Origin of the sequence: Agrococcus sp. ARC_14 (genome assembly GCF_022436485.1) — a bacterium.
Classification (GTDB): domain Bacteria; phylum Actinomycetota; class Actinomycetes; order Actinomycetales; family Microbacteriaceae; genus Agrococcus.
In genome coordinates, this window is the sequence record NZ_JAKUDO010000001.1 from 552,878 (window position 1) to 576,382 (window position 23,505).

Sequence of the window (23,505 nt, forward strand, 5' to 3'; positions counted from 1 at the left end):
CGCCCGCGGCCGCGCGCCTCCGTCGCCCGGCTGGCCTGCGGCATCCGTCGTCCTCCCCCTCGTGGGGGAGAAGCGGGTCGGATGCGTGAGGCTGGCGCTCGGCGCGGCCGCGCGGCAGGGTGGTGGGCATGGAGTTCGCCGACCGGGATGAGCCGATCCCCGAGATCCCCACGCTCGATGCGGTCGGGGCCGAGTTCCCCGTGCGTCTCGCGACGCTCGTGCCGCAGCCGGGCATCCGGGAGACCGGGGTGAACACGATCTCCTCGAGCGTGAACGACGGGCCCTTCTGCCTCGAGGCCGCGGCGATCACCTACGCGATCCTCTGGAACCCGGATGACCTCGACGACCCGGTCAACCACGTCGAGCTGCATCCCGACATCGCCGCCGCGATCGCCGACCCTTCGCCGAAGCTGCCCGCTGTCGCGGTGGAGATGCTGCAGTGGGCTCGGTTCCCCTCCGCTTACGAGGCCGTGCAGACGCACGTGCTCGATGAGGATGAGTCGGTGGCCGATCGGCTCGCGCTCCACATGCGCAACGTGATCGGCAACACCTTCCGCGAGCAGCGCGACCCGACGCCCCAGCTGCCGTGGAGCTTCATCGACCCGCCCGTCGAGCGCGACGCGGTTGACGCATCCGTCGTCGTCGATGGGGTCGAGCTGCCGGCCGTCTCGATCGACGACGAGCACGTGACGGGCGTCGGGGTCGAGCTCGACGACGCCGTCGCGACGGTCGTGCTCGCGAAGCACCTGCTGCCGCTCGTGCGGCTGGAGTTGACGCGGCGACCGCGGCCGGCGGAGGGGAAGGGCTAGACCGTTCGGCCGACCAACTGGCTCCTGCGCCTCATCGCGGCGCGACTGCGTAGTCGCTGACGAGGTGGCCCGAGGGGAGCGCCGTCGCCGACTCGAGCCGCAGCACCTGCTGGCCGATGCCAGCCGGCGTGAACCGCAGCCCCTCGCCGATCAGCACCGGGCAGGTGCGCAGCCGCAGCCGCGTGACGAGGCCCGCCTCGAACAGGGCGTTCGCCAGCTGCAGCGAGCCCCAGACGATGATCGAGCCGAAGCGGCCCTCGAGGCCGCGCACCGCATCCGTGGCGCTCGGCTCGGGGCGGAGGATCTCGATCTCGGTGTCGCCCCACGGCGCCCGCTCGAGCGTCGATGAGACGACGAGCTTCGGCAGTCGGTTGATGATCGGGGCGACGCGCTCGACCACCGGGTCGGCGGTCGGCCAGTAGCCCGCGAACATCTCGTAGGTGCGGCGGCCGAACAGGATCGCCTCGACCGAGGCGAGCATCTCCAGCTGCGCCTCATCGGTGAGATCGTCGCCCGGCGTGGTGGCATCCACGAACCGCATGCCGCCATCCGGCTCGGCCGCGAAGCCGTCGGCGGAGACGATCTGCTCGACCGTGATCATGCGCGCGCCAGCGTCTGGTCGAGCTCCTCGAAGGCCTCGGTCCAGCCCAGGAAGACCCCGTGATCGCTCGGGCGGTCGTCGCCCATGCCCAGCAGGTGGAAGGTCATCTCGCACTGCCCGTCGGGCAGCTCGGCGAGGTCGATCGTGATGATCGGCGACTCGCGCTCGTCGTCACCGGGGTCGGTCCACGTGAACCGCAGCCGCTCCGGCTCGCGCACCTCGAGGTACTCACCGCCCGTCGGGTACTCCGTGCCGTCGGGGATCACCATCGTGTAGGCATAGCTGCCGCCCTCGCGCAGGTCGATGGCGACCGTGCCATCCTTCGTCACCACCTCGTGCGGGTGCCACCACTGCGCGGCGATCGCCGGGTCGGTCCAGGCGCGCCAGACGGCCTCCCGCGGCGCATCGAACGTGCGCGTGATCGTGAACTGCTTGGTCTCCATCACTCCTCCTCCTGTTCACCGACGGATGTGTCGGCCTGGTTCCTGGCATCGGTTGCGGTTGCGGTTGCGGGGTCGCCGACGAGCGCGGCAAGCGTCGCGTCGAGGCGGTCGAAGCGCGACTGCCACGCGGCGCGATGCTCGGTGACCCACTGCTCGGCGTCGTCGAGGCCCTCGGGGCGCAGCGTGCAGCTGCGCCACTGACCCTGGCGTGTGCGTTCGATGAGGCCCGCGTGCTCGAGCACGCCGAGGTGCTGCGAAACGGCCGGGCGGCTCATGGCGAAGGGTTCGGCCAGCTCTCCGACCGTCGCGGCGCCCGCCGCGAGCCGGTCGAGCATCGCACGCCGCGTCGGGTCGGCGAGCGCGAAGAAGATGCGGCTGAGGGGATCGGTCGCGATCGGCATGTCGGCACTTCCTTACGTAAGCAACTGCCTACATGATGCGCCCGCGCATCCGCCGTGTCAACCCCATCACTCGCTGCAGCACTCGCCTCTTTCGCCCGGCCCATGAGAGGGGAGGGGAGGAGGCGGGGCGCTTGCTCAGCGAGCCGCGCGGCGGCGCAGCGCCAGCTCTCGCAGCCCCAGGAACAGCGGGAAGGTGAACGCGACCGCCACCGCGAAGCTCAGCACCACGAGCACCCACGCCCACCGTGCCCATCCCAGCCGCGCGCCCTCGACGAGCATGAAGACCGAAGCTGCGACGGCGACGACGATGATGTCGACCGCCGCCGACGAGCTCGCCGCGTTGGCGAACCAGCCCTCGAGGTAGCCGAACTCTGGACCCGAGCCGAAGAAGGCGATGTTGAACCACCAGGTGCCGACGAGCCCGACGCCGGCGAGCGCGAACCAGATGATGGCGAACGTCAGGCTGCGCGGCGCTGTGGGCATCGCCCGCGGTGCGGCCTGCACTCCGCCCACAGGCGGCACCTCGACCTCGAGCTCCATGCGCCGACCATAGCGACGGCCGCCCACGCGCTCCGGTCAGCCGCGCGGTGCGACCACCCCGTGCTCGTACGCCCAGATCACCGCGTGGATGCGGTCGCGGATCCCCAGCTTCAGCAGCACGTTCGACACGTGCGTCTTCACGGTCGCCTCGCCGACGAAGAGCTCCTTGGCGATCTCGGCGTTCGAGCGTCCCTTCGCGAGCAGCAGCAGCGTCTGGTGCTCGCGCTCGGTGAGCTGCTCGAGCTCAGGTGCGGGGGCGGATGGGTGGGGCTCGGTCGGGGCGGACGGGTCACGGGGTCTCGTGACGCCGCCTTCGGCGGCTCCTCGACCGGCGGGGCCGCCGGCGGGAGTCGCGAACCGCTCGATCACCCGCCGCGTCACCTCCGGCGAGAGCAGCGCGTCGCCGCGGGCGAGCGCGTGCACCGCGTCGATCAGGTGCTCGGGCTCCGCGGTCTTCAGCAGGAAGCCCGAGGCGCCGGCCGAGAGTGCCTCGAACAGGAAATCCTCGCGGTCGAAGGTCGTCAGCATGAGCACGGCCGCGTGCGACGGGCCAGCGATGATCTGCCTGGTCGCCTCGAGCCCATCCATCACCGGCATCTGCACGTCCATGCAGATCACGTCGGGCTGCAGCTCGGCGGCGAGCCGCTCGCCCTCGGCACCGTCCTTCGCCTGGCCGACGACCTCGAAGCCCGGCTCGCTCGAGAGGATCGTCTCGAAGCCCGCGCGCACGAGCGCCTGATCGTCCACCAGCAGCACGCGCGTCACGGCTGCCACGCTATCCGGCGCCGTCACGACGGCTTGCCGCTGGTGCGCTCGGGCGACGGCAAGCCGGCGCTCGGCGGCGAGGGCACCCGCGCCCGCACCAGCCACCCGCCGCGCGAGCGTGGACCCACCTCGAGCGCCCCGCCGAGCGCGCCGATGCGCTCCCGCATGCCCAGCACGCCGGCGCCCGCGCCGTGCTCACCGCTGCCGCCGCCGCGGCCGTCATCGGCGATCTCGACCTCGAGCTCGCCGGGCAGGAACCGCACCCGCACATCCACCTGCGCCGTCGCCCCGGCGTGCTTGCGCGCGTTCGTGAGCGCCTCCTGCACGACGCGGAACGCCGTCAGCCCCACCATCGGCGGCACTGCCCGCGGTGTGCCGATCTCGACCAGCGTCACCTGCTGCCCGGCGACCCGCGCTGCCTCGAGGAGCTCCGGGAGCCCGTCGAGGCCGGGGGCGGATGCGGTGCCGTCGTCATCGGATCGGAGCGTCACCACGAGCGACCGCAGCTCGCCGATCGCGTCGCGCGCCGACTGCTCGACGTGCCGCAGCGCATCCGATGCACGCTCCGGGTCCGAGCCGAGCACGCGCCTGGCCGCACCTGCCTGCACCCCCATCGCCGACACGTGGTGCGCCACCACGTCGTGCAGCTCGCGTGCGATGCGCACGCGCTCGAGCGAGACGGCCTGCTCGGCCAGCTGCGCCTGCTGCGCCTGGATCTCGGCGTGCGCATCGGCCAGCCGCTGCTGCTCGACGGCGCTCGCCCAGGCGCGGTCGCCGAAGAGCCAGGCGGCGCCGAAGTAGGCGATGTTGATGATGATCTGGATGATCAGAATGGCGAAGTAGGCCGAGACGCCGCGCTCGCCGGTCTCCGGGTGGAAGAACCCGCGCACGGCCGACGACGCGAGCCAGGCGGCCATCCCGATCGCGATCAGCGTGCGCGACCACAGTGCGACCTTGCGGTTCGCCTCCCACGCGCCGATCGAGTAGAAGCCCATGAACAGCGCCACCTGCGACGCATAGAGCTCGATGGAGCCGAGCTCGACCGCGGTGACGTAGATCGCGATCTGCGCGATCGCGGCGGGCAGCGGCCACCGCCGGCGAGCGAGCAGCGGCAGTGCCAGCAGGGTGGCGAACAGCATCGCGACCCAGATCGGCACGCCGATCATCTGCAGCCCGGTCTGGGCGCTCAGCACCACCAGCACACAGCCGGCGAGCGCCAGCACGCCCGCCAGCAGGATGTCGGCGCGCAGCGAGCTCGCGTCGGGGTCGGGGCGCACGGGCATGCGCACCAGCGTAGGTGCGCGGCGTCGGCGGGCGCCTCCGCCGTGGGGCGGGCGGATGCGTCGGGCCGACTCCGCCGTGCGGGGGAGTGCGGGCTGCGTGCTCCAAACTCCCTCTTGCGCTCGCGGTACTCAGCGCTACTATGTACCAGTAGTCAATAACACTGAGTAGCAGACACCGAGCACCGAAGGCGGGACCGCATGGGCAGACAGATGACCGAGATGCTGAAGGGCACGCTCGAAGGCATCATCCTCGCGATCCTCGCCGTGCGCCCGGCATACGGCTACGAGATCACCGCCCGCCTCCGCGAGGAGGGCTTCACCGAGATCGCGGAGGGCACCATCTATGCTCTGCTGCTGCGCATCGAGCAGCGCGGGCTCGTGGATGTCGAGCGGGTGCCCTCGGAGAAGGGCCCCCCGCGCAAGGTCTTCTCCCTCAACAGCCAGGGTCGCGAGGCCCTCGAAGAGTTCTGGGGAACGTGGAGCTTCCTGGCAGGGCGCATCGCACAGCTCCACGACGACGCAGCGCCCGGGCGCGAGCCCAGGGACACCGCCGGGCACACCGCCGGGCAAGAAGAAGGAGCATGACCATGGCCAAGAACTGGCTGGAGATCGTCACCGGATCCCTCGAGGAGAAGAAGCGCTGGCGGCAGTACGTGGCGCAGAAGAAGCAGCTGCCGAAGGCCTACCGCACCGCCATCGACGGAATCGAGCGCTACCTCATGTACTCGGGCTCGATCGTCAAGGGCGACGTGCTCATGCGGATGAACGAAGACCTCCTCGAGCTCTTCGAGACCGCTGCCGCCGATGGCACGCCCATCCGCGACATCGTCGGCGACGACCCCGTCGAGTTCGCCGACACCTTCATGCAGAACTACGCAGATGGCCAGTGGATCGCCAAGGAGCGCAAGCGCCTCACCGACGCGATCGACGACGCCACCCAGACCGACTGAGCGTCGGAGAGACAGAGACCACCATGACCACCACGCTTCGCGAACCCGCCATCCGGGTCGCCGGCATCGAGAAGTCGTTCAAGGACGTGCACGTGCTGCGCGGCGTCGACTTCGAGGTCGAGCCAGGCAGCATCTTCGCGCTGCTGGGCTCCAACGGCGCGGGCAAGACCACGCTCGTGAAGATCCTCTCGACCCTGCTGCGAGCGGATGCGGGGCACGCGAGCGTGCACGGATTCGACGTCGCAGAGGCGGCCGAGCAGGTGCGCGAGTCGATCAGCCTGACGGGCCAGTTCGCCGCCGTCGACGAGCGGCTGAGCGGCCGCGAGAACCTCGTGCTGATCGCCCGACTGCGGCACATGCCGCAGCCCGGCGCCATCGCCGACGCGCTGCTCGAGCGATTCCTGCTGACCGAGGCGGGTGCCCGCATGGCGGCGACCTATTCGGGCGGGATGCGTCGCAGGCTCGACATCGCGATGAGCCTCATCGGCGACCCGCCCGTCATCTTCCTCGACGAGCCGACCACGGGCCTCGACCCGCAGTCCCGCATCGAGGTGTGGGACACCATCCGCAGCCTGTCCGCAGGTGGCACCACCGTGCTGCTCACCACGCAGTACCTCGACGAGGCCGAGCAGCTGGCCGACCGCATCGCGATCCTGCACGAAGGCAGGATCATCCAGAACGGCACGCTGGCAGAGCTGAAGCGGCTGCTGCCCGCGGCGAAGGTCGAGTACGTCGAGAAGCAGCCCTCGCTCGAGGAAGTGTTCCTCGCGCTCGTCGGCGGCGGCCAGCGGGCCGCGGCCGGCACCACCGATGCTGCGGACGACACCGCAGCCGCACCGACGCATCCCCGAGAGGAATCGCGATGACCACCCACGCCGTCACCACCCGACCCCGGTCCGGTGCGCATCTGCTCGCCGACACCGGCGTGCTGACCGGCCGCTCGCTGCGGCACATCCTGCGCAGCCCCGACACGATCATCACGACCGCGGTCACGCCGATCGCGCTGATGCTGCTGTTCGTGTTCGTCTTCGGCGGTGCGATCGACACCGGCTCCACCGGCTCCTACATCGACTACATGCTGCCGGGCATCCTGCTGATCACGGTCGCATCCGGCGTCGCCTACACCGTCTACCGGCTCTTCCTCGACATGCAGGGCGGCGTCTTCGAGCGCTTCCAGTCGATGCCGATCGCGCGCTCGAGCGTGCTCTGGGCGCACGTGCTCACGTCGCTGGTGGCAAACCTGGTCGCCGTCGCGATCGTGATCGGTGTCGCGCTGCTGGTGGGCTTCCGCACCGGGGCGGGGCTGGGCGCGTGGCTCGCCATCGCCGGGATCCTGATCCTGTTCACGCTGGCCCTGACCTGGCTCGCGGTGATGGCGGGGCTGTCTGCCAAGACGATCGACGGGGCGAGCGCCTTCAGCTACCCGCTCATCTTCCTGCCGTTCATCTCGTCGGCCTTCGTGCCCACCGAGACGATGCCGGGGCCGGTCGCCTGGTTCGCCGAGCATCAGCCGGTGACGGCGATCGTGGATGCGCTGCGTGCGCTGTTCGCGCAGCAGCCGGTCGGCGGCGACCTCTGGGTCGCGCTCGCCTGGCTGGTGGGCATCCTGGTGGTCGTCTACGCGCTCGCGATCGGCGTCTATCGGCGCAAGCTGCGGTAGCCGCAGCTGCGGCAGGCGCGTGCTGCGGCCGTCCCAGCCGCTGCACGCGCGCCTTCCGCTTCGCTGCCGTGCGCGGCATCCTCGGAGGATGCGCAACGAATCCGACGCCACCGGCACACCTGGCACCCGCGCCGTCTTCACAACCACGCTCGCCGTGCTCGCCGCCGGCCTCATCGTGATGCTGGCCCTGCCGCTGCTGGGGAGGTGAGACTGATGCGCAAGCACGCACTGACGATCGCCTTCGGCATCCTCTTCCTGCTGGCGCTCATCGGGCAATCGGTCGCGGGCTTCATCGAGTTCAACCAGGGGCAGGAAGCGCACGGCGAGGCGCCGGTGGACTTCCTCGACTTCGTGACCTCATCGGGGTTCATCGTCGATGTGGCCGAGAACTGGCAGTCGGAATACCTGCAGTTCTTCCTCTTCATCTTCGCGACCATCTGGCTCGTGCAGGTGGGCTCGCCCGAGTCGAAGCAGCCGGGGGAGGAGGGCCCGGGCACCGACGAGGAGCAGCTCGTGCACGAGCACGCGAAGCCCACCTCTCCCGCATGGGCGAAGGTGCGCGGCTGGCGGCACACGATCTTCTCGAACTCGCTGCTGCTGACGATGGGCGCGGTCTTCCTGCTCTCGTGGCTCGCGCAGTCCATCGCCGGCACCACCGTCTACAACGACGAGCAGCTGCAGCATGGGCAGCGGGCGGTCACCTGGCTCGAGTACATCGCCTCCGCAGACTTCTGGAACCGCACGCTGCAGAACTGGCAGTCGGAGTTCCTCGCGGTCGGCAGCATGATCGCCCTCTCGATCTACCTGCGCCAGCGCGGCTCGCCAGAGTCGAAGCCCGTCGGCGCTCCGCACGGCACGACGCACGAGAGCGGGTAGCGCCGAGGCTGCGACACCGCACGATGCCTCGGCGGAGTGCCGGCGCTTGACCCTGTGCCAGGAACAGGGGCTGGGATGGATGCATGATCACCGATCGCGCGCCCTCGCCGCCCGCCACTGACGCCCTCCCTCGCCGGCCGCTCCCGATCATCCGCGCCAACCTGCGCGTCACCCTCATCGCGAACGCCGTCACCTACGGCCTCTTCCTCGTCGGCTTCGCCCTCGGGCTGCTCTTCCCCGAGCTGACGCGGGCGCAGGCGGCGGGGCTCGAGCAGGACGGCACGGGCGAGCTGGTGCGATCGCTGATCAGCAGCCCCTGGCTGTTCGCCCTCACCATCCTCGGCGTCAACGTGCTGCGCCTCAGTCTCGCGACGATCGTGCTGCCGTCGATGATCGTGCCGTTCGCGGGCATCGCGCTCTTCCTCTGGTGGGTGCTCACCACCGGCATCACCCTGGTGCCCGGGGTGGAGATCGGATGGGTCGCCCTGATCCCGCACTCCCTCACGGTCGTCATCGAGCTGCAGGCCTACATCCTGCTCGCGCTCGGCGCCTACCTCCTCGGCAGGTCCTGGCTGCTGCCGAGCACGGTCGGCGCGCACAATCGCAGACAGGGCTACCTGCGCGGCCTGGGGCAGCTCGGCTGGCTGAGCCTGCCGGCGCTCGCGCTGCTGGTCGTCGGTGCGATCTGGGAGGCATTCTCGCTCGCCTACCTCGTGCATCCGCTCGCCACCTGGCTGCTGTGAGCGCGACGCGGGCCGCGCATCCGCCACTGAAACATTCCGGGCCGGTAACGATCCGCCCGGGAGGGATGTAACCACCAGGCGCGACCCGGACAATCCAGGCTGTGGACCTCGCGCAGACCGACGAGCAGCTCTGGCGTGCCGTCGTGCGCGGAGACGGAGTCGCGTTCGCAGCGGTCTTCGATCGACACGGCGACCGCGTGTGGCGACACGCATGGAGATTGATGCAGCACAGGCAGGACACGGAGGACGTCGTGGCGGCCGCGTTCGCGGAGGCATGGCGCCGTCGGGCGCGCGTGCGCATCGTCGACGAGTCGGTGCTGCCCTGGCTGCTGGTGACGACGACCAACTGCGCCCGCAATGCCCGCAGGAGCGTGCGCCGCAACGAGCGCCTCATCGCGCACATCCCGCTCGGCCCCGACGCGCCCGACACGGCAGACGTGGCCGCCGATCGGCTCGAGCGGCTCGACGCCGGCACCGCGGTCGCGCAGGCGCTGCGCCAGCTGCCTGAGAAGGATGCCCGGCTGATCGCACTCGTGCTGCTCGAAGAGATGCCGCTCGCCGACGCCGCCACCGCGATCGGCGTCAGCTACGGCGCCGCGAAGACCCGCATCCACCGCGCGAAGCTCAAGCTGCGCGCGCAGCTCGAAGCCGCAGGCGTCGACGAGCTCGAGGAGGTGGTGTCCGCATGAACGACGAGCAGATGAGCGACGAGTTCAAGTCTCGGATGCGTCAGGGCCTCTCGAGCATGGCGGTGCGGGAGCGCATGCGCGAGCGCAGCCGAAACCGCGCCATCGCAGGCGGCGCGCTCGCGGCCGTCGTCGTCGCGACGGTGGCGGTCTTCGGCGCGCAGGCGCTCGGTGGGGTCGCGGAGCGCGACCAGGCGGCACCGTCGAGCCCAACGCCGACAGTGGTCGAGACGCCGACGCCCGGCGAGACCACCGCGCCGACGCCCGCGCCGACGGAGTCGCCCGAGCCAGAGCCGACAGCGCCTCCGGGACTCGAGGGCGTCGCGGCCGGCGAGCCGCTGGTCGTGGGCGTCGAGACCTGTGCGGATGGCTGCGGCGATGCCGGCGCTGCAGGTCCGGAGCCGATCGTCGAGCGCATCTTCGACATCTACCTCGTCTGTGAGGGGCGTGGCACCGTCTTCTTCGGCAGCGAGGCATGGATCGACTGCAGCGCGCAGCAGGTGGGCAGCGGCTTCGTGCAGCTCGACCAGCGTGATGTGGTCGGCGATGGCGACCTGGAGTTCACCAGCTCGGAGGACTTCAACGGTGCGCTCACGCTCGTCGACGCCGGCCAGCCGCCGGTCGGCACGATCGAGGGCGACAGCGCGACCGTCTGGGTGACGTGCTCCGACCAGAGCAGCACCATCACGGTCGGCGGCGTAGCGTTCGACTGCTCGGCCGCAGAGGCGCCAGCCGACGATTTCTTCCGCAGTGCGACGCTCGCGGCCTGGGGCGTGCCGATCCTGCCGGGAGAGATCGCGCCGCGCATCGAGCGCGATCAGGGCACCGGCTCCGTCAGCTTCGTGGTGGAGCGATGAGCCGGGCGCGCGCGGTGGCCGCCGCGATCCTCGTGCTGGTCGCGGTGACCGGCTGCGGCCCGACCGGGGCCCTGGCGCCCAGCGAACCGCTCGTCACTGCCCAGCCCACCACCACCCAGTCCACCGAGCGGCAATCCACCGAGCCGTCGACCATCCGCTCGACCGAGCGTCCGGCCTCGCCCGAGCCCGTCGCGACGACCGAGCCGCCCCTCGCGTCAGCTGCGCCCCCGGCCACGGAGCCGCCGGTCACTGAACTGCCGCACTGGGAAGCACAGACTCTGGACGCCGTCTCCGTCGGCGGCGCGCCAGTCGAGCCAGGGGCCATGTTCGACCTGGCGATGGCCTGCGATCCTGCCTACCCGACGTGGTTGCACGAGCCCGGCAGCACGCCCACCCCGAGGACGACCGATGGTCGCTCGTTCTGGTGCGAGGAGGGCATAGCCGTCGTCATGGCGGCCGGAGTGCCGGGCGAGACAGCGCAGCCGTTCGCGATGCTCGAGGATGACCTGGCTGCGCCGGTGATCGAGCGTGTGCCCGCCGGCAGCGGGTTCGGGTCGGATGCGGTGCAGCGGCTGACAGATCGGCTCGGCGTCCCGACGGTGCGGGTGAGCGCGAGCTGCGGTGTGGTGGGACCTCAGCTGAGCCTCGGCGACCAGACGCTCTCGTGCGTCGAGCAGTACTCCGAGGTGTCCTTCGAGCCGGTGCCGCTCGACGAAGCGCTGCGTGCGTTGGTGCTGCCGGCCGGGTTCGCGGGCACTGTCTGGATGCGTCCGGTCGAGTAGGTCTGCTGACCAGGGTGTCGACATTGGTCCGAGCGTGACCAGATCGTGACCTCCGCCTGTAACCCTCGCTCCCACACTGGACATGTCAGGGCGCACGGGGATGGACCCCGACAGAGAGGACACCGCGATGCGCCCATCGATCACCCGCCGTGCGGGTGCGACCCTGGCCATCCTGACGACGGCCGCGCTGCTCGCGGCATGTGCGCAGGCCGCCCCTCAGGCGCCGGCCGCACCGACGCCGACCGCCGCCGAGCAGACACCGAGCGCCGAGCAGACGCCGACGCCGAGCGCGACGGCCGAGCCGACGGCGGCGCCACCCGCCGACGACGAGTCCGTCACGGTGACCCCACCGGCGAGCGACCCGGCGGATGCGGGGGAGAGCGACGAGGTCGTCACTCCCGAGCCGCCGACGATGCTCATCGAGGACGAGCCGTGGGTCTTCGAGACCCAGAACGGCACGATGCGCATCGACGTGCCCGCCGAGTGGACGGTCACCGACTCCAGCGCCGAGGTCGTCAACCACGACGGCCGCGTGCAGTGGGACAACGGGCTGCGGCTCGAGTCGCCGGAGGGGCTGGCGCTGCACTACTACGACGGCTACGGCAGCGATGTCGGCGTCGTGAGCGAGTGGAGCATCGTCGACCGCATCGAGGTTGCGGAGGGCATCGAGGTCATCGCCTGGTGGGACCAGTGGGATGCGGAGGTGGGTGCCGTGCTGGCGCTCGCGAGCACCACGGAGGACGGAAGGCCCTATCCGCACGCCCAGCTCGACGGCGTCAACCGCAACCACCAGGCATGGCTGATCGACAGCGAACTCGGTCCACACATGCGGTTCGATTCGACGGCGGAAGCCGAGGCGTTCCTGCGCGGCGACCGCGCACAGGAGGCGATGCAGGTGCTGAGCACGATCGAGTTGCTCCCGGTCGACCAGTACGCGATGCCCTGACACCATCCATCAGACCCCGACGGCCTTGCGGAACACCGCGGGGCCGTCGTGCTGCCGGGCTATGCCCGTTCCCGCTCCGCCCGCTGCTGCAGCAGCTCCTCGACGGCGCTCGGCAGCGTGGTCTCGAAGTCGATCAGCTTCGCCCAGGTGGGTGTCACGACGATCCGCACCATGCCGTCGGCGTAGAGCGAGCGGATCTCGCGATCCCACTCGACTCGCTGCTCGGGTGTCATCTCGTAGGTGGTGTTCGCCTCGACGTACTCGTCGGGGATGCCGTCGACGTAGTCGAGCGCTGCGGTGCCGCGGATGAGCAGGATCATCGGCGGATGCACCTCGGTGTCGATCGTCAGCGCGACCGCCGGGTGCCGCTGCAGGGCAGGCAGCTTCTGCGAGTTATTGGGCGTGCACATGACGATCGTCGAGCCGTTCCAGCTGAACCCGATCGGGATGGCGCGGGGCGTGCCGTCCTCGGCGACGTAGGCGAGGCGGGTGATGTCGCGCGCGAGCAGCGCTTGGCTGATCGGCTTGGCGAGCACTGCGGTGACGTCCTGCGGCTGCACGATGAGTCCTCTCGTCGGATGCGGGATCAGGCTACGCATGCGCCGTCGGCACCACCACCCACTCCTCACCCGCACGAGTGAGGTCACCCGCCCGTGCGGAGGAGGCCGCGCGGGCAGCAGCGCAGCACGCTCGAGGCATGAGCCAACAGCAGCACTCCTTGCCCTTCGGCGCATCCGCCCAGGTCGACCGCATCCGCCCCGCCGACATTGGGCACAACAGCCCGGCGCTGCACCGCGAGGCCCGCCGCACGAGCCGCCTGACGGTCGCCGCCGGCGTCGCGCTGCTCGTGATCATGGCGCTGCACTCAGCAGTCTTCGCACCCCACGAGTGGTGGGACGCCTGGCTGGCAGGGCCATTCCGTGCCGGGCAGCCGCCGCTCGAGGCGACCGTGCTGTTCTGGGCGCTGCCGGGCGGCTTCGTGGTGCCGGGCGCGCTGCTCGGGCTGCTCCTGGTGCGGGAGGGCCGTCGCGGCGGCACGATGCCGCTCTGGGTGCCCATCGTGCTGGGTGCCTGGGCGATCGGATGCGTCTGGATCGTCGGCCCGAGCGGCTTCCTCACGCTGTCGGTGCCGGTGGTGCTGCTGCTGATCGCGGGCGCCCGGGCTGCGCGTGCCCGCCGAGCAGCGCCCGACTCAGTCGCCCGGTGAAACGGTCATAGACGCGGGCCCGCGCACCGCACGCACGAAGGCTGCCCCGCGAGTTCCGCGGGGCAGCCCCCAGTGTCAGTCAGCCGTTCGTCAGTTCTCCACCGGCACGATCAACCCGCCCCAGGTGTCGAGGATGTACTGCTGCGTCTCCTCAGAGGTGAGCAGGTCGCGCAGCGCGGTCACGCGCGGGTCGTTCTCCAGTTCGGGCGTGGTCGCGAGGATGTTGAAGTAGTTCGAGTCGGTGCCCTCGGTGAGGATCGCCTGCTCCTGCGTCAGCCCCGCGGGGATCGCGAACGACGAGGTGACGAAGACCGCGTCGTTGTCGGGGATCGCCAGCGGCAGCGTGGCGTTCTCGACCTCGGTGAACGCGAAGTTCTGCGGGTTGGCGGTGATGCCGTCGAGGTTGGTGGTGCCATCGGCGATCTCGATCAGGCCCTCGGCCGCGAGGATCTCGAGCGCGCGGCCCTCGTTCGTCGGGTCGTTGGGGATGGCGATCGAGGCGCCGTCGGGCAGCTCGTCGATCGACGTGATCGACTCCGAGTAATAGGCGGCCGCCGGCAGGTAGATCTCGCCGACCGAGACGAGCGAGCCGCCGGCCTGCGAGTTGTAGGTCTCCATGAACGTCGAGTTCTGGAAGAGGTTGGCTTCGGTCGAGCCGTCGGTGAGGGCCGGGTTGGGCGTGTTGTAGTCGGTGAACTCGACCCATTCGATGTCGAGGCCCGCCTCCTCGGCGAGGTTCTCGTCGACCCAGGTGAGCATGTCGCCGGCCGGCACCGGCAGGGCGCCGACGCGGATGGTGCCGAGCGTGCCGTCCTCGGGTGCCTCGGTCTGGCCGCCGGTCGAGCAGGCGGCGAGTGCCACGACGGCGACGCCGGCGGCGATGGTGGTCGCGAGGCGACGCTTGGTGCTGAAGTGCATGGTGCTTCCTTCGGTGGTGAGGGGTCGGATGCGCGGTGGCGGCTACGCGCCCCGCGGCACGTTTCGGTCGATCTCGCCCTGGGCATCCCGCGCGACGTCTGCATCGAGGTGCGCCTGCGCATCCGCGACGCCCTTCTGCGCACCGCGCTTGGTGACGGGTGCGCCGAGCCGCTTGGCGAGCGCGGTCAGCGCCCACTGGATGACCTGCACGAGCAGGAACAGGATGATGACGACGCCCACGATGTGGATCCAGCTGTAGCGCTGCATGCCGTAGGTGAGGGCCACGTTGCCGAGGCCGCCGCCGCCGACCACGCCGACCATCGCCGAGAAGTTGATGATGGAGGTGATGGTGGTGGCGGTGCCGAGCAGGATCGCCGGGGTCGCCTGCGGCAGCAGCACGCGGCGCACGAGCAGCCAGCGGGAGGCGCCGAGCGAGTCGGCCGCCTCGAACAGGCCCGGGTCGACCTCGCGCACGGCGATCTCGACCACGCGCACGAAGAAGGGGATCGCCACGAGCGTGAGCGGCACGATCGCGGGGCCGGTGCCGATGAACGAGCCGAGCAGCCAGCGGGTGAGCGGGATGAGCGCGATCATCAGCACGATGAACGGCACCGAGCGGCCCAGGTTCACGATGAAGCCGAGCACCGCGTTGAGCACGCGGCCGAGCGCGCGCGAGCCGAGCGGCGCCTCGAGGAAGCGCCCCTGCTCGGTGCCGACCAGGATGATGCCGAGCGGCAGGCCGACGACGAACGTGATCGCCATGGCGATCGCCGTCATGTAGACGGTCTCCCAGGTGCCTTCGAGCAGCACCTGGATGAGGTTCGACCAGAAGTCGGGTGCGGTGGGGTCGATCATGCGAGCACCTCCCAGGCGGTGACGCCCTGCGCGGTGAGCGAGTCGATGACGCGGAGGGCGACGGATGCGTCACCGGGCACGGCGAGGCGGGTGCGGCCGGCCTGGTGGCCGCCGATGGTCTCGAGCGCGGCGCCGAGGATGGAGACGTCGAGGCCGAACTCGCGGCTCAGCTGCGCGATGATCGGGCGGTCGGCGCTCAGGCCCGTGTAGGTGATGTCGATGATGCGGTGGTTGGGCATGTAGTGCGCCTCGCCGACCGGGAAGAGCTCGGCGGCGACGCGGCTGCCCGGGGTGCGGATGAGCTCGTCGAGGCTGCCCTGCTCGATCACCCTGCCCGTCTCCATCAGGGCGGCGGCGTCGCAGATGCGCTTGACGACCTCCATCTCGTGCGTGATGAGCAGCACGGTGAGGCCGAGCTCGCGGCTGAGTCGACGGATGAGCTCGAGGATCGAGCGGGTCGTCTCGGGGTCGAGGGCGCTGGTGGCTTCGTCGCTGAGCAGCACGTCGGGGCCGGAGGCGAGCGAGCGGGCGATGCCGACGCGCTGCCGCTGGCCACCGGAGAGCTGAGCGGGGCGGTCGTCGGCGCGGTGGGCGAGACCGACGAGGTCAAGCATCTCGAGCGCCTTGGGGCGGCGATCCTTCTTGGCCGTGCCGACCGCCTCGAGCGCGAACTCGACGTTCTGCGCCACCGTGCGGTTGCCGACCAGGTTGAAGTGCTGGAAGACCATGCCGATCTTGTGGCGGGCGTTGAGCAGCGCCTTGCCCTCGAGCGCGGTCACCTCGAGCCCGTCGACGACGACGCGCCCGCTGTCGGGACGCTCGAGCGCGTTGACGGTTCTGAGGAGCGTCGACTTGCCGGCGCCCGACTGCCCGACGACGCCGAAGATCGAGCCGCGCGGCACCTCGATGCTGACGTCGGCGAGCGCGACAACGGCGTCAGGCCCGTCGCCGAAGCGGCGGCTGACGTGCTCGATCGAGATCATGGGGCTCCCCGGGTGCCTTGGCGGGCGGATGCGTGGGTCACCCTCCAGTCTCTCACGCTGTCAGATAGCGGGGCGAGATGTGACGATCTGTGACGCCCGCCTCGGTGGTCGAGTAGCCGCGCAACGCGCGGCGTATCGAGACCACGCCAGTTCTCCCGCTTAGGCTGGTCAGCAACCGGGGGAGGCGTCCGTGAAGAAGCAGATCAACGTCGTCGGTGCAGTGATCGTCAAGGATGGCGAGATCCTGTGCGCGCAACGTGGTGAGGGCGGGTCGCTCGCCGGCATGTGGGAGTTCCCGGGCGGGAAGATCGAGCCGGGCGAGACCCCGCAGGAAGCACTGCAGCGCGAGATCGATGAAGAGTTGCTGTGTGAAGTGCGCGTTGGCGACCACGTCGAGACCACCGCGTATGACTACGACTTCGGCGTCGTGACGCTGACGACCTACTACTGCGAGTTGGTCTCCGGCACGCCATCGCTGACTGAGCACGCGGCCGTTCTTTGGCTGGCGCCCTCAGACCTCGACCAGCTCGATTGGGCGCCTGCAGACGTCCCCGCGGTCGATCGCATCCGGTCAAAATTCGCAGTCAATGCCGCCTGAGCCGGGCGGGAGCTCAGACCTCGAACTCGACGTCAACTACGGCTACCTCGCACGCGGGGTCCGCGCTCCTCGCAAGGCGCATCCGCAGGTCATTTTCAACAGCGATGGCGCATCGATGCTGCGCGCGCTGCGCGAGGAATTGAAGCGGAGCTCGTCCTTCACCTTCTCTGTCGCTTTCGTCTCGGCGCGAGCAATCGCCCTGCTGAAGCAGGAGCTCGCCGAGTTCGAGGGCAAGGGGCGGATCATCACGTCCGACTACCTCGGGTTCAACTCGCCCGCCGCCTTCGGTGAACTGCTCAACCTCGCACACCGAGGCTTCGACATTCGCTTGCACGATCAGTCCGCGTTTCACCCGAAGGGCTATGTCTTCGAGCACGCCGATCACATGACGGCGATCGTCGGCAGCTCGAATCTCACGGCTGGCGCTCTGGTCTCGAATCTGGAGTGGAATCTCCGTGTCTCGTCGACGCACGAGAGCGACCTGACGGATCAGTTCGGTGCGCTCATCGCTCGGCAGCTTGAAGATTCCGTGCCGTTGACGCGCGAGTGGGTCGATCGCTACGCGGAGCAGTACATGGCTCCGCCAAGTCGACCGTCGTCTCCCGTCGAGCGCCAGCTTCGCCGTCGATTTGACGCGGGCATCGCACCGTCGATTGGCGAGTCGCTCGTTCTGCACCAGAGCGGTGGAGCGACACCTGAGGTCGAAAGGATTGTGCCGAACGCGATGCAGCAGGAAGCTCTGCTTGCGATCGAGTCGATGAGGCGCGATGGCAAGCAACGTGCCGTCGTGATCTCGGCGACCGGCACAGGCAAGACCATCTTGTCTGCGCTCGACGTGCGATCCGTTGCCCCCAAGCGGATGCTGTTTGTGGTGCATCGTGAGCAGATCCTCGATCGCGCGATCCAGGAGTTCCAGCGCGTGCTCGGTGCTCCCTCTGAGGACTTCGGCAAGCTCAGCGGTGGCTCAAAGGAGTCGGATCGCCGATACGTGTTCGCGACGATCCAGACTCTGTCGCGGCCAGACACGCTCGCGGGTATTGCACCCGACGCGTTCGACTACATCCTCGTGGACGAGGTGCATCGTGCGGGTGCTTCCTCCTATGCGAAGGTGCTCGAGCACTTCAAGCCTGCGTTCTTGCTCGGAATGACGGCGACGCCCGAGCGCAGCGATGGGTTCAATGTCTTCGAGCTATTCGACTTCAACGTGCCCTACGAGATCCGGCTCAACAAGGCTCTCGAGTCCAACATGCTGGCGCCGTTCCACTATTACGGCGTGACCGACGTGGAGTTTGACGACGGGACAACGATTGATGAGCTCTCGAGTGTCTCGAGGCTTGCCTCCACGCTTCGAGTCGACCACATCGTCGACGCCATCACGACCTACGGCCACGCAGGGGTGCCGGTGCGCGGCCTCATGTTCTGCAGCCGCAAAGAAGAGGCGCACGCGCTTTCGGCCGCGCTGAACGAGCAGGTCATCTACGGGCATCGACTGCGCACGGTCGCATTGACCGGAGACGACTCGATCGAGAGGCGCGAGCACGTCGTCCAGCAGCTCGAGGCGGGCCTGCTCGACTACATCCTGACGGTCGACATCTTCAACGAGGGCGTCGACATCCCCTCGGTCAACCAGGTCGTGATGCTCCGCCAGACGCAGTCCGCGATCGTCTTCGTGCAGCAACTCGGACGCGGCCTTCGCAAGGCGCCGGGCAAGGATTATCTGGTCGTCATCGACTTCATCGGCAACTACTCCAACAACTTCCTGATCCCCGTCGCGCTCTTTGGAGACGACTCGCTCAATCGGGAGTCCGTCCGACAGCACCTGATCTCCGCGGAGGAGGTCGGCGTCATCGCAGGCCTGTCGAGCGTCCGATTCGACCGGATCGCGCAGGAGCGAGTACTGCGGTCGCTAGCCATGACACAGCTCGACAGCATGCAGCGGCTGAAGCAAGCAGTCGAAACCCTTCAGAACAGACTCGGCCGCCTACCCTCACTCCATGACTTCCTCCGGTTCGAGAGTGCTGACCCCGTGGTCTTGGCCACACACTCCGGCAACTATCCGGCGCTGCTTGAGCGCCTGACTAAGACGCACACAGGGCTGCGCCCGAGCGAGCTTCGGGCCCTTACGTTCCTGTCGATTGAAGCCCTAGCTGCGAAGCGGGTCGACGAGCTGCTGATTCTTCGCACCTTGCTCAATGAGGGCGAAGTGCCGAAGGAGCGGCTAGCAGAGGCGCTGGCCCCGGACAGCTACACCTCGCCCGGCAGCCACGTCGAGAGCGCCCTTCGCGTTCTCTCTCTCGAGTTCGCGACCGAGATGGAGCAGAAGAAGTACTTGGCTGGAGTGGTGGAGAGAGGCGGGGAGGACAAGGTCAGACTGGCCTCCTCGTTCGCTGACTCCTATCGTGACTCGCCCGCGTTTCGGCGCGCAGTCGACGACCTGATTCTGACGGGTATCGAACTCGTGCAGGCCCACTATCAGCGCGGAGCCCCCTTCACTCCTGGTCGGCAGTACTCCCGCAAGGATGCGGTGCGCCTGCTCCACTGGCCTAAGAACTCATCCTCGACCGTCTACGGGCAGCGCATCGATGCCACGACGAGGACTTGCCTGATTTTTGTGACGCTTCAGAAGTCGAGCGAGGTTGAGGCGAGCACCGCATACGAGGACAAGCTGCTCGACACTCTGACCATGCGCTGGTATACCCAAAGCCGAAAGACTCTCGCGAGCCGTGACGTCGCGCAAATTGTGGGGAATGAGCTCGACCTGCACGTGTTCGTGAAGAAAAGCGATGTCGACGGTGCGCAGCATTACTACTTGGGTAGCCCCCGTGTGGACAAAACTGAGCAGTCCACAATGGTCGGCAAGAGCGGTGCTCAGTTACCGGTTGTTCGGACGCGCCTCCGTTTCGAGAAGCCGATAGACGCTGGCTTGTTCGACTACTTCGAGCCCACGCTCAGCGAGTAGCCTCATCTGACCACCCTTACCAAGCCGGCTTCAAGACCAAAGCGGCGCTCTTACCCCAACTCGGTACCGGCACGCAGTCCGCGCGCAGCACCTGGCTCCACTCTCGTCTCTTGATAGCCCCGTCTTGGAAGGGCGTGGTACCCGGCAGATTGCGCAGCGCCCCGTCGAAGTGAGCCAAGGGCCGGCGGAAGCCCGCTGCAGAGGGATTCCGGAGTCTGCCTCAAGGGCGACTACAACAACGCGACTGTAGTCCCTATGATGAGGGCCAAAATGCAGCCGAGAGCACACCAAAACACGATCCTCGCATCACTAGTGCCAACGACATCGCGTCGAGCCATTGAAATCGGCGTTCCAGTCGCGAGGCCCACAGTTCTGCCACTGTCATCCACGCGACGCCCCACATCGGCGACTAGAAGCAACAGCCCAGATGCGAATAAGAGGATCCACGACGAGAGCTCACTTGAGTCGCTTGACACACGTGAGCCAAGGATTCCAATCGCGATCGAAGCCACCACCAGCAAAAACCGGTGAAACGTTGAAAGCCAAGCAGCGATCGACTTCATCGGTCGAGACCGGATTTGGTTGGGGGCCCATTCAAAATTAGAGCCTCAACTTCTGAAACTTCATTCACGAGGGATTCGGCGCCCAAAATATCCAGCCGACGAGAAATATCATCGCCCCAAGCGTCGATACTACGATACTCAGCGTCGAAGCCGTTCTTATAGCGGTCCCCAGCATCGCCCTCCATGCTGGCGATTATCGTGGCAGACTGCCCGTACCTCGCATCGATATCAGTGCGAGCCAGCTCGATCTTGCGCTCCATGTCGCGTCGCATGCGCGTGAGCTGAACCTCGAGCGCATCCTCGAGCGTCCGTGGGGAAGTCTCTGAATAGTCAACGACTATCTCAAAAACGCCTTCGCTCGTCAGCCTGAGCAGCCCGCATCCGGATTGTTTGCACGAATCGACAAGTTGCGGCGTGTGGTCCGCGGCGACGATGTATACATGGCCTGCAGGCGCTGCATGAGAAGCTCTTGCAAGATTGGCTATCCATTTTGGCACGGCGAGATCACGTACTGGGCGCAGATAATAGAAGGTCCGAACCCCATCGGCGTCCACGCTCTGGAGATCTCCGAGCAGCGAGCCTCCGATTCTCGAATCGCTGGGAAGCGCGATGCGCTCAGGAACACCGACCAAATCGAACCCGGCCTGATCAATGGCGATCTCTGCTAAGGCGCGCATGCGAGTCTTCCTTGGGTCCTCGTACGGTACATTCATCGAGGCCCTCCAAGGATGCGATTCAAGAGATCGTAAAGTAGCCTGAGCTCTACTGTCAGCGTCTGCGATAGCGCGCCGCTCTCCATCAGCTGCTGGAGGTCTCCTGTTAGCACCTCCGTCTTCTTCGCGATTGTTTGCTGCCGATATCCCTCAGCTGCGAAGCTATCGAATACTTCCTGGGGGGTAACTTCAACGTCGGTAACAAGCTCATCAAGCGCGTAGTCGACGAGGTCGCCCTCGATGGCGTCGGACTCCAGCGCTTTTGAGAGCCTCGCCAGTAGCCGGAAGTCCGTTACTGCACGGAGTGTCTTTGCTTCCGCCTTTGCGGCGAATGCACGAATAATTTCGGCGCGAGTGTGCCGTGCCGCAAAGTTAGGTGCCGCCGACCGTAGTACAGACTCAGCTGCTTCGATCTCGAGGTACAGGTCCTCGCGGTGCACCTGCTCACTTCGAGCCAAGTGTGCTTCATTGCGAATCAGATCGATCTCTGCTTCAGGTAGCGAGAGGAGTCTGCGGGCGCGCCTCACAGACGATCGGGTAACCCCAGTCATCTCTGACAGTCGTTTCTCACCAGTCTCGCCAGAGATCTTCATGACCTCACGTAGTGACAGCGCAACGCTAATTAGCGGCCAATCTTCACGCACGTTGTGGATGTTGAACATCCGAAGGAGGTTATCTAAAGGATTCGGGGCGGGTATCACGTTGACCGGCACGCGCTCCAAGCCGAGGTCAGCCGAGCAGCGCCACCTTCTCTCGCCGTCCATCAGGACGTAGTTGGAGGGCGATTCAGGGTCCTGGTAGACAATAAGCGGGACGAGGATGCCGACTTCTTGGATTGAGGTCCGCAGCAGATCCAGCCGCTCTTCATTGAAATAGCGTCGTGGATTATCTGGGTTTGGACGTATCCAATTCGGATCGATTTCGTCGAGATGACTCTGGGAAAGCAGGTCGGGAGGTTGATTCACGAGACCAACAGACTCTCGGCCACGGGGCGTCGAAGTTTTACGTTTGCGGCCAAAGAGCTACGTCGCACTAAGGCAAACTCGCGAAACTTTGGGTAGAGTTCCTTAATCGCCGAGTTATACGCATTCGTCACAATAACGTGTGCACCTCGAGAGCGAAGTCGGTCCGCGCATTTAGCTAGGCGAACCTGATCTTCCCAAGTAAACAGCTTTTCGTTGTAGTCGACAAAGCCCTCGCGTTTTTTGCTGGAAGCGTACGGTGGATCGAGAAATACAAGATCTCCCTCGGCGACAGTGGCGAGGGATTGTTCGAAGTCTCCGGATTGTATTAGCGTTCCGGCCCGTCGTAGTTGCTTGGACGCTCCCGCCAGATGCGACCAGTCGATAATAGTTCGCGACCGGGGGCTGCCGTAGGGAACGTTGAATGCTCCGCTCGAGTTGACGCGGTAAAGGCCGTTCCACGAGCCTCGATTCAGATAAATGAATCTAGCGGCGGCTTCGATCGGATCCGTTTTTGTGGAGCTGCGAATCATGTAATAGTATTCTCGGTCGAGAAGATCCATATCTTCGAACTGGGCGAAGACTGCTTGAGGATGCGCAGCAATCGTTCTGTACATATCGATCAACGGCTCGCACGAATCGTTGATAACGGCTCGTTCTGGTTCCAGCAAGAAATACATTGATCCGGCGCCAAAGAACGGCTCATGATAGGTTCGAAACTTGGCAGGCAAATGCTCAACTATCTGAGATAGAAGTCGCTGTTTCGAGCCAGCCCATCTAATAAACGGACGCGGGTTGGTACTAAGCGTCGCTGCCGCTCGCTCTTCGAGGCGGTTTCGATCCAGTCTCGTCCAAGGTGTCGCTTCAGGTTCGGCTTCAACCTCGTCTGTCGAGAGGTGATCGATCGTGCGCATATTTCTCCTGCCACCGGCGTCTGTCGGAAGGTTACAGCAGCGTGTCGAGCGTTGTGTGTTTCGACGTGGCGACTCTGCGGAGGTCAGATGGGCGCTTGCAGTTTGAAGATCGCCTCTTCACGCGTTCTGGGTGGTGGTCGTTCGAACAGTGGGATGGGGTCTGCAGGGCGAATTGGGTGGAGCCGGTGAGGCGATGTCGGGTTGAATTGCTCGAGGGGGCGGCGGCCCGGGGCCTGCGCGTTGGCAGGTGAGCGTCCTGTGGGCTCGTCGTGTAGAGGCTCGTCGTGGCGGTCCTTGTCGGAGTGGGTTACGTGCCGTGGCGTCGCATGCCGACGATGGTCGCCATCAGACGGGATGCGTCGAGGTTGGGCCGGGTGAGCTTTGCGTTCGCGGGCACGCCGAATTCGTGGTGCGCTAGCAAGTCGCTACCGCGGATCAGGAGTCACACGGCCTGCGACGTCGCTGAGGGCGTGATGCAGGCCTTGCGTTCG

27 protein-coding genes are annotated in these 23,505 nt (G+C 67.3%); 14 read left to right on the forward strand and 13 right to left on the reverse strand.

Features of this window, described 5'->3' with window-relative positions; genetic code table 11:
- Positions 1 to 128 precede the first annotated feature (128 nt).
- Complete coding sequence (locus MKD51_RS02805; protein ID WP_240237906.1) at positions 129 to 809, forward strand: hypothetical protein; 681 nt, start codon at positions 129 to 131, stop codon at positions 807 to 809.
- Between the two features lie 31 nt (positions 810 to 840).
- On the opposite strand, the gene MKD51_RS02810 is transcribed toward MKD51_RS02805, so the two are convergent.
- The 6 genes from MKD51_RS02810 to MKD51_RS02835 form a co-directional block, all read right to left on the reverse strand.
- A complete protein-coding gene (locus MKD51_RS02810) occupies positions 841 to 1,410 on the reverse strand; it encodes a dihydrofolate reductase family protein (RefSeq protein WP_240237907.1) in 570 nt (189 codons plus the stop codon).
- Positions 1,407 to 1,853, reverse strand: a complete 447-nt coding sequence (locus MKD51_RS02815; RefSeq protein WP_240237909.1) for an SRPBCC domain-containing protein — start codon at positions 1,851 to 1,853, stop codon at positions 1,407 to 1,409. Before MKD51_RS02815 ends, MKD51_RS02810 begins: the two co-directional genes overlap by 4 nt.
- Positions 1,853 to 2,254, reverse strand: coding sequence for a metalloregulator ArsR/SmtB family transcription factor (locus tag MKD51_RS02820; protein WP_240237911.1), 402 nt, complete (start codon positions 2,252 to 2,254; stop codon positions 1,853 to 1,855). The genes MKD51_RS02815 and MKD51_RS02820 overlap by 1 nt, the downstream gene beginning before the upstream one ends.
- A gap of 135 nt (positions 2,255 to 2,389) precedes the next feature.
- Complete coding sequence (locus MKD51_RS02825; protein ID WP_240237913.1) at positions 2,390 to 2,794, reverse strand: DUF2834 domain-containing protein; 405 nt, start codon at positions 2,792 to 2,794, stop codon at positions 2,390 to 2,392.
- Positions 2,795 to 2,830: 36 nt separating this feature from the next.
- A complete protein-coding gene (locus MKD51_RS02830) occupies positions 2,831 to 3,559 on the reverse strand; it encodes a response regulator transcription factor (protein WP_240237915.1) in 729 nt (242 codons plus the stop codon).
- A 23-nt stretch (positions 3,560 to 3,582) separates the two neighbouring features.
- Positions 3,583 to 4,842, reverse strand: coding sequence for a histidine kinase (locus MKD51_RS02835; RefSeq protein ID WP_240237917.1), 1,260 nt, complete (start codon positions 4,840 to 4,842; stop codon positions 3,583 to 3,585).
- 198 nt (positions 4,843 to 5,040) lie between these two features.
- On the opposite strand from MKD51_RS02835, the gene MKD51_RS02840 reads away from it, so the two are divergent.
- The 10 genes from MKD51_RS02840 (at position 5,041) to MKD51_RS02885 (ending at position 12,342) form a co-directional block, all read left to right on the forward strand.
- Positions 5,041 to 5,427 (forward strand): PadR family transcriptional regulator, encoded by a 387-nt coding sequence (locus tag MKD51_RS02840; RefSeq protein WP_240237919.1) that lies wholly within the window; start codon positions 5,041 to 5,043, stop codon positions 5,425 to 5,427.
- 2 nt (positions 5,428 to 5,429) lie between these two features.
- On the forward strand, positions 5,430 to 5,792 hold the full coding sequence (locus MKD51_RS02845; RefSeq protein ID WP_240237921.1) for a DUF1048 domain-containing protein: 363 nt from the start codon (positions 5,430 to 5,432) through the stop codon (positions 5,790 to 5,792).
- Between the two features lie 23 nt (positions 5,793 to 5,815).
- The gene (locus MKD51_RS02850) at positions 5,816 to 6,658 is read left to right on the forward strand and encodes an ATP-binding cassette domain-containing protein (protein WP_240237923.1); all 843 of its coding nucleotides are present in this window, start codon (positions 5,816 to 5,818) and stop codon (positions 6,656 to 6,658) included.
- Positions 6,655 to 7,452: an ABC transporter permease gene (locus MKD51_RS02855; protein WP_240237925.1), complete on the forward strand. Its 798-nt coding sequence runs from the start codon at positions 6,655 to 6,657 to the stop codon at positions 7,450 to 7,452. Before MKD51_RS02850 ends, MKD51_RS02855 begins: the two co-directional genes overlap by 4 nt.
- A 213-nt stretch (positions 7,453 to 7,665) precedes the next feature.
- Positions 7,666 to 8,328 (forward strand): DUF6766 family protein, encoded by a 663-nt coding sequence (locus MKD51_RS02860; protein ID WP_240237927.1) that lies wholly within the window; start codon positions 7,666 to 7,668, stop codon positions 8,326 to 8,328.
- Between the two features lie 83 nt (positions 8,329 to 8,411).
- A complete protein-coding gene (locus MKD51_RS02865; RefSeq protein WP_240237929.1) occupies positions 8,412 to 9,071 on the forward strand; it encodes a hypothetical protein in 660 nt (219 codons plus the stop codon).
- 143 nt (positions 9,072 to 9,214) lie between these two features.
- The gene (locus tag MKD51_RS02870) at positions 9,215 to 9,760 is read left to right on the forward strand and encodes an RNA polymerase sigma factor (RefSeq protein WP_346986720.1); all 546 of its coding nucleotides are present in this window, start codon (positions 9,215 to 9,217) and stop codon (positions 9,758 to 9,760) included.
- Positions 9,757 to 10,614, forward strand: a complete 858-nt coding sequence (locus tag MKD51_RS02875; protein ID WP_240237932.1) for a hypothetical protein — start codon at positions 9,757 to 9,759, stop codon at positions 10,612 to 10,614. Before MKD51_RS02870 ends, MKD51_RS02875 begins: the two co-directional genes overlap by 4 nt.
- Entirely contained in the window at positions 10,611 to 11,396 is a 786-nt protein-coding gene (locus MKD51_RS02880; protein WP_240237934.1) for a hypothetical protein, read from the forward strand. The genes MKD51_RS02875 and MKD51_RS02880 overlap by 4 nt, the downstream gene beginning before the upstream one ends.
- Positions 11,397 to 11,523: 127 nt before the next feature.
- A complete protein-coding gene (locus MKD51_RS02885; protein ID WP_240237936.1) occupies positions 11,524 to 12,342 on the forward strand; it encodes a hypothetical protein in 819 nt (272 codons plus the stop codon).
- Positions 12,343 to 12,401: 59 nt separating this feature from the next.
- On the opposite strand, the gene MKD51_RS02890 is transcribed toward MKD51_RS02885, so the two are convergent.
- A complete protein-coding gene (locus tag MKD51_RS02890; RefSeq protein WP_240237938.1) occupies positions 12,402 to 12,941 on the reverse strand; it encodes a pyridoxamine 5'-phosphate oxidase family protein in 540 nt (179 codons plus the stop codon).
- Positions 12,942 to 13,039: 98 nt separating this feature from the next.
- Between MKD51_RS02890 and MKD51_RS02895 the strand changes: the two genes are divergently transcribed.
- The gene (locus tag MKD51_RS02895; RefSeq protein ID WP_240237940.1) at positions 13,040 to 13,549 is read left to right on the forward strand and encodes a hypothetical protein; all 510 of its coding nucleotides are present in this window, start codon (positions 13,040 to 13,042) and stop codon (positions 13,547 to 13,549) included.
- A 90-nt stretch (positions 13,550 to 13,639) separates the two neighbouring features.
- On the opposite strand, the gene MKD51_RS02900 is transcribed toward MKD51_RS02895, so the two are convergent.
- From MKD51_RS02900 to MKD51_RS02910, 3 genes are read right to left on the reverse strand one after another with little or no spacing between them, the layout of a single operon-like run.
- On the reverse strand, positions 13,640 to 14,467 hold the full coding sequence (locus MKD51_RS02900; RefSeq protein ID WP_240237948.1) for a MetQ/NlpA family ABC transporter substrate-binding protein: 828 nt from the start codon (positions 14,465 to 14,467) through the stop codon (positions 13,640 to 13,642).
- Between the two features lie 42 nt (positions 14,468 to 14,509).
- Complete coding sequence (locus MKD51_RS02905) at positions 14,510 to 15,322, reverse strand: methionine ABC transporter permease (RefSeq protein WP_240237950.1); 813 nt, start codon at positions 15,320 to 15,322, stop codon at positions 14,510 to 14,512.
- Positions 15,319 to 16,305 (reverse strand): ATP-binding cassette domain-containing protein, encoded by a 987-nt coding sequence (locus MKD51_RS02910; RefSeq protein WP_240237952.1) that lies wholly within the window; start codon positions 16,303 to 16,305, stop codon positions 15,319 to 15,321. Before MKD51_RS02910 ends, MKD51_RS02905 begins: the two co-directional genes overlap by 4 nt.
- A 190-nt stretch (positions 16,306 to 16,495) precedes the next feature.
- Here MKD51_RS02910 and MKD51_RS02915 point away from each other — a divergent pair, with 190 nt between their 5' ends.
- Positions 16,496 to 16,903 carry a (deoxy)nucleoside triphosphate pyrophosphohydrolase gene (locus tag MKD51_RS02915; RefSeq protein ID WP_240237954.1) on the forward strand — a complete coding sequence of 136 codons (408 nt, stop codon included), beginning with the start codon at positions 16,496 to 16,498 and terminating at the stop codon, positions 16,901 to 16,903.
- Positions 16,893 to 19,862 carry a DEAD/DEAH box helicase gene (locus MKD51_RS02920; protein WP_240237962.1) on the forward strand — a complete coding sequence of 990 codons (2,970 nt, stop codon included), beginning with the start codon at positions 16,893 to 16,895 and terminating at the stop codon, positions 19,860 to 19,862. Before MKD51_RS02915 ends, MKD51_RS02920 begins: the two co-directional genes overlap by 11 nt.
- A 559-nt stretch (positions 19,863 to 20,421) precedes the next feature.
- On the opposite strand, the gene MKD51_RS02925 is transcribed toward MKD51_RS02920, so the two are convergent.
- The 3 genes from MKD51_RS02925 to MKD51_RS02935 are packed head-to-tail and all read right to left on the reverse strand — an operon-like array spanning position 20,422 to position 23,014.
- A complete protein-coding gene (locus MKD51_RS02925; protein WP_240237964.1) occupies positions 20,422 to 21,102 on the reverse strand; it encodes a hypothetical protein in 681 nt (226 codons plus the stop codon).
- Positions 21,103 to 21,134: 32 nt separating this feature from the next.
- On the reverse strand, positions 21,135 to 22,103 hold the full coding sequence (locus tag MKD51_RS02930; RefSeq protein WP_240237966.1) for a ParB/RepB/Spo0J family partition protein: 969 nt from the start codon (positions 22,101 to 22,103) through the stop codon (positions 21,135 to 21,137).
- A complete protein-coding gene (locus MKD51_RS02935) occupies positions 22,100 to 23,014 on the reverse strand; it encodes a Dam family site-specific DNA-(adenine-N6)-methyltransferase (protein ID WP_240237968.1) in 915 nt (304 codons plus the stop codon). The genes MKD51_RS02930 and MKD51_RS02935 overlap by 4 nt, the downstream gene beginning before the upstream one ends.
- Positions 23,015 to 23,505: the final 491 nt, after the last annotated feature.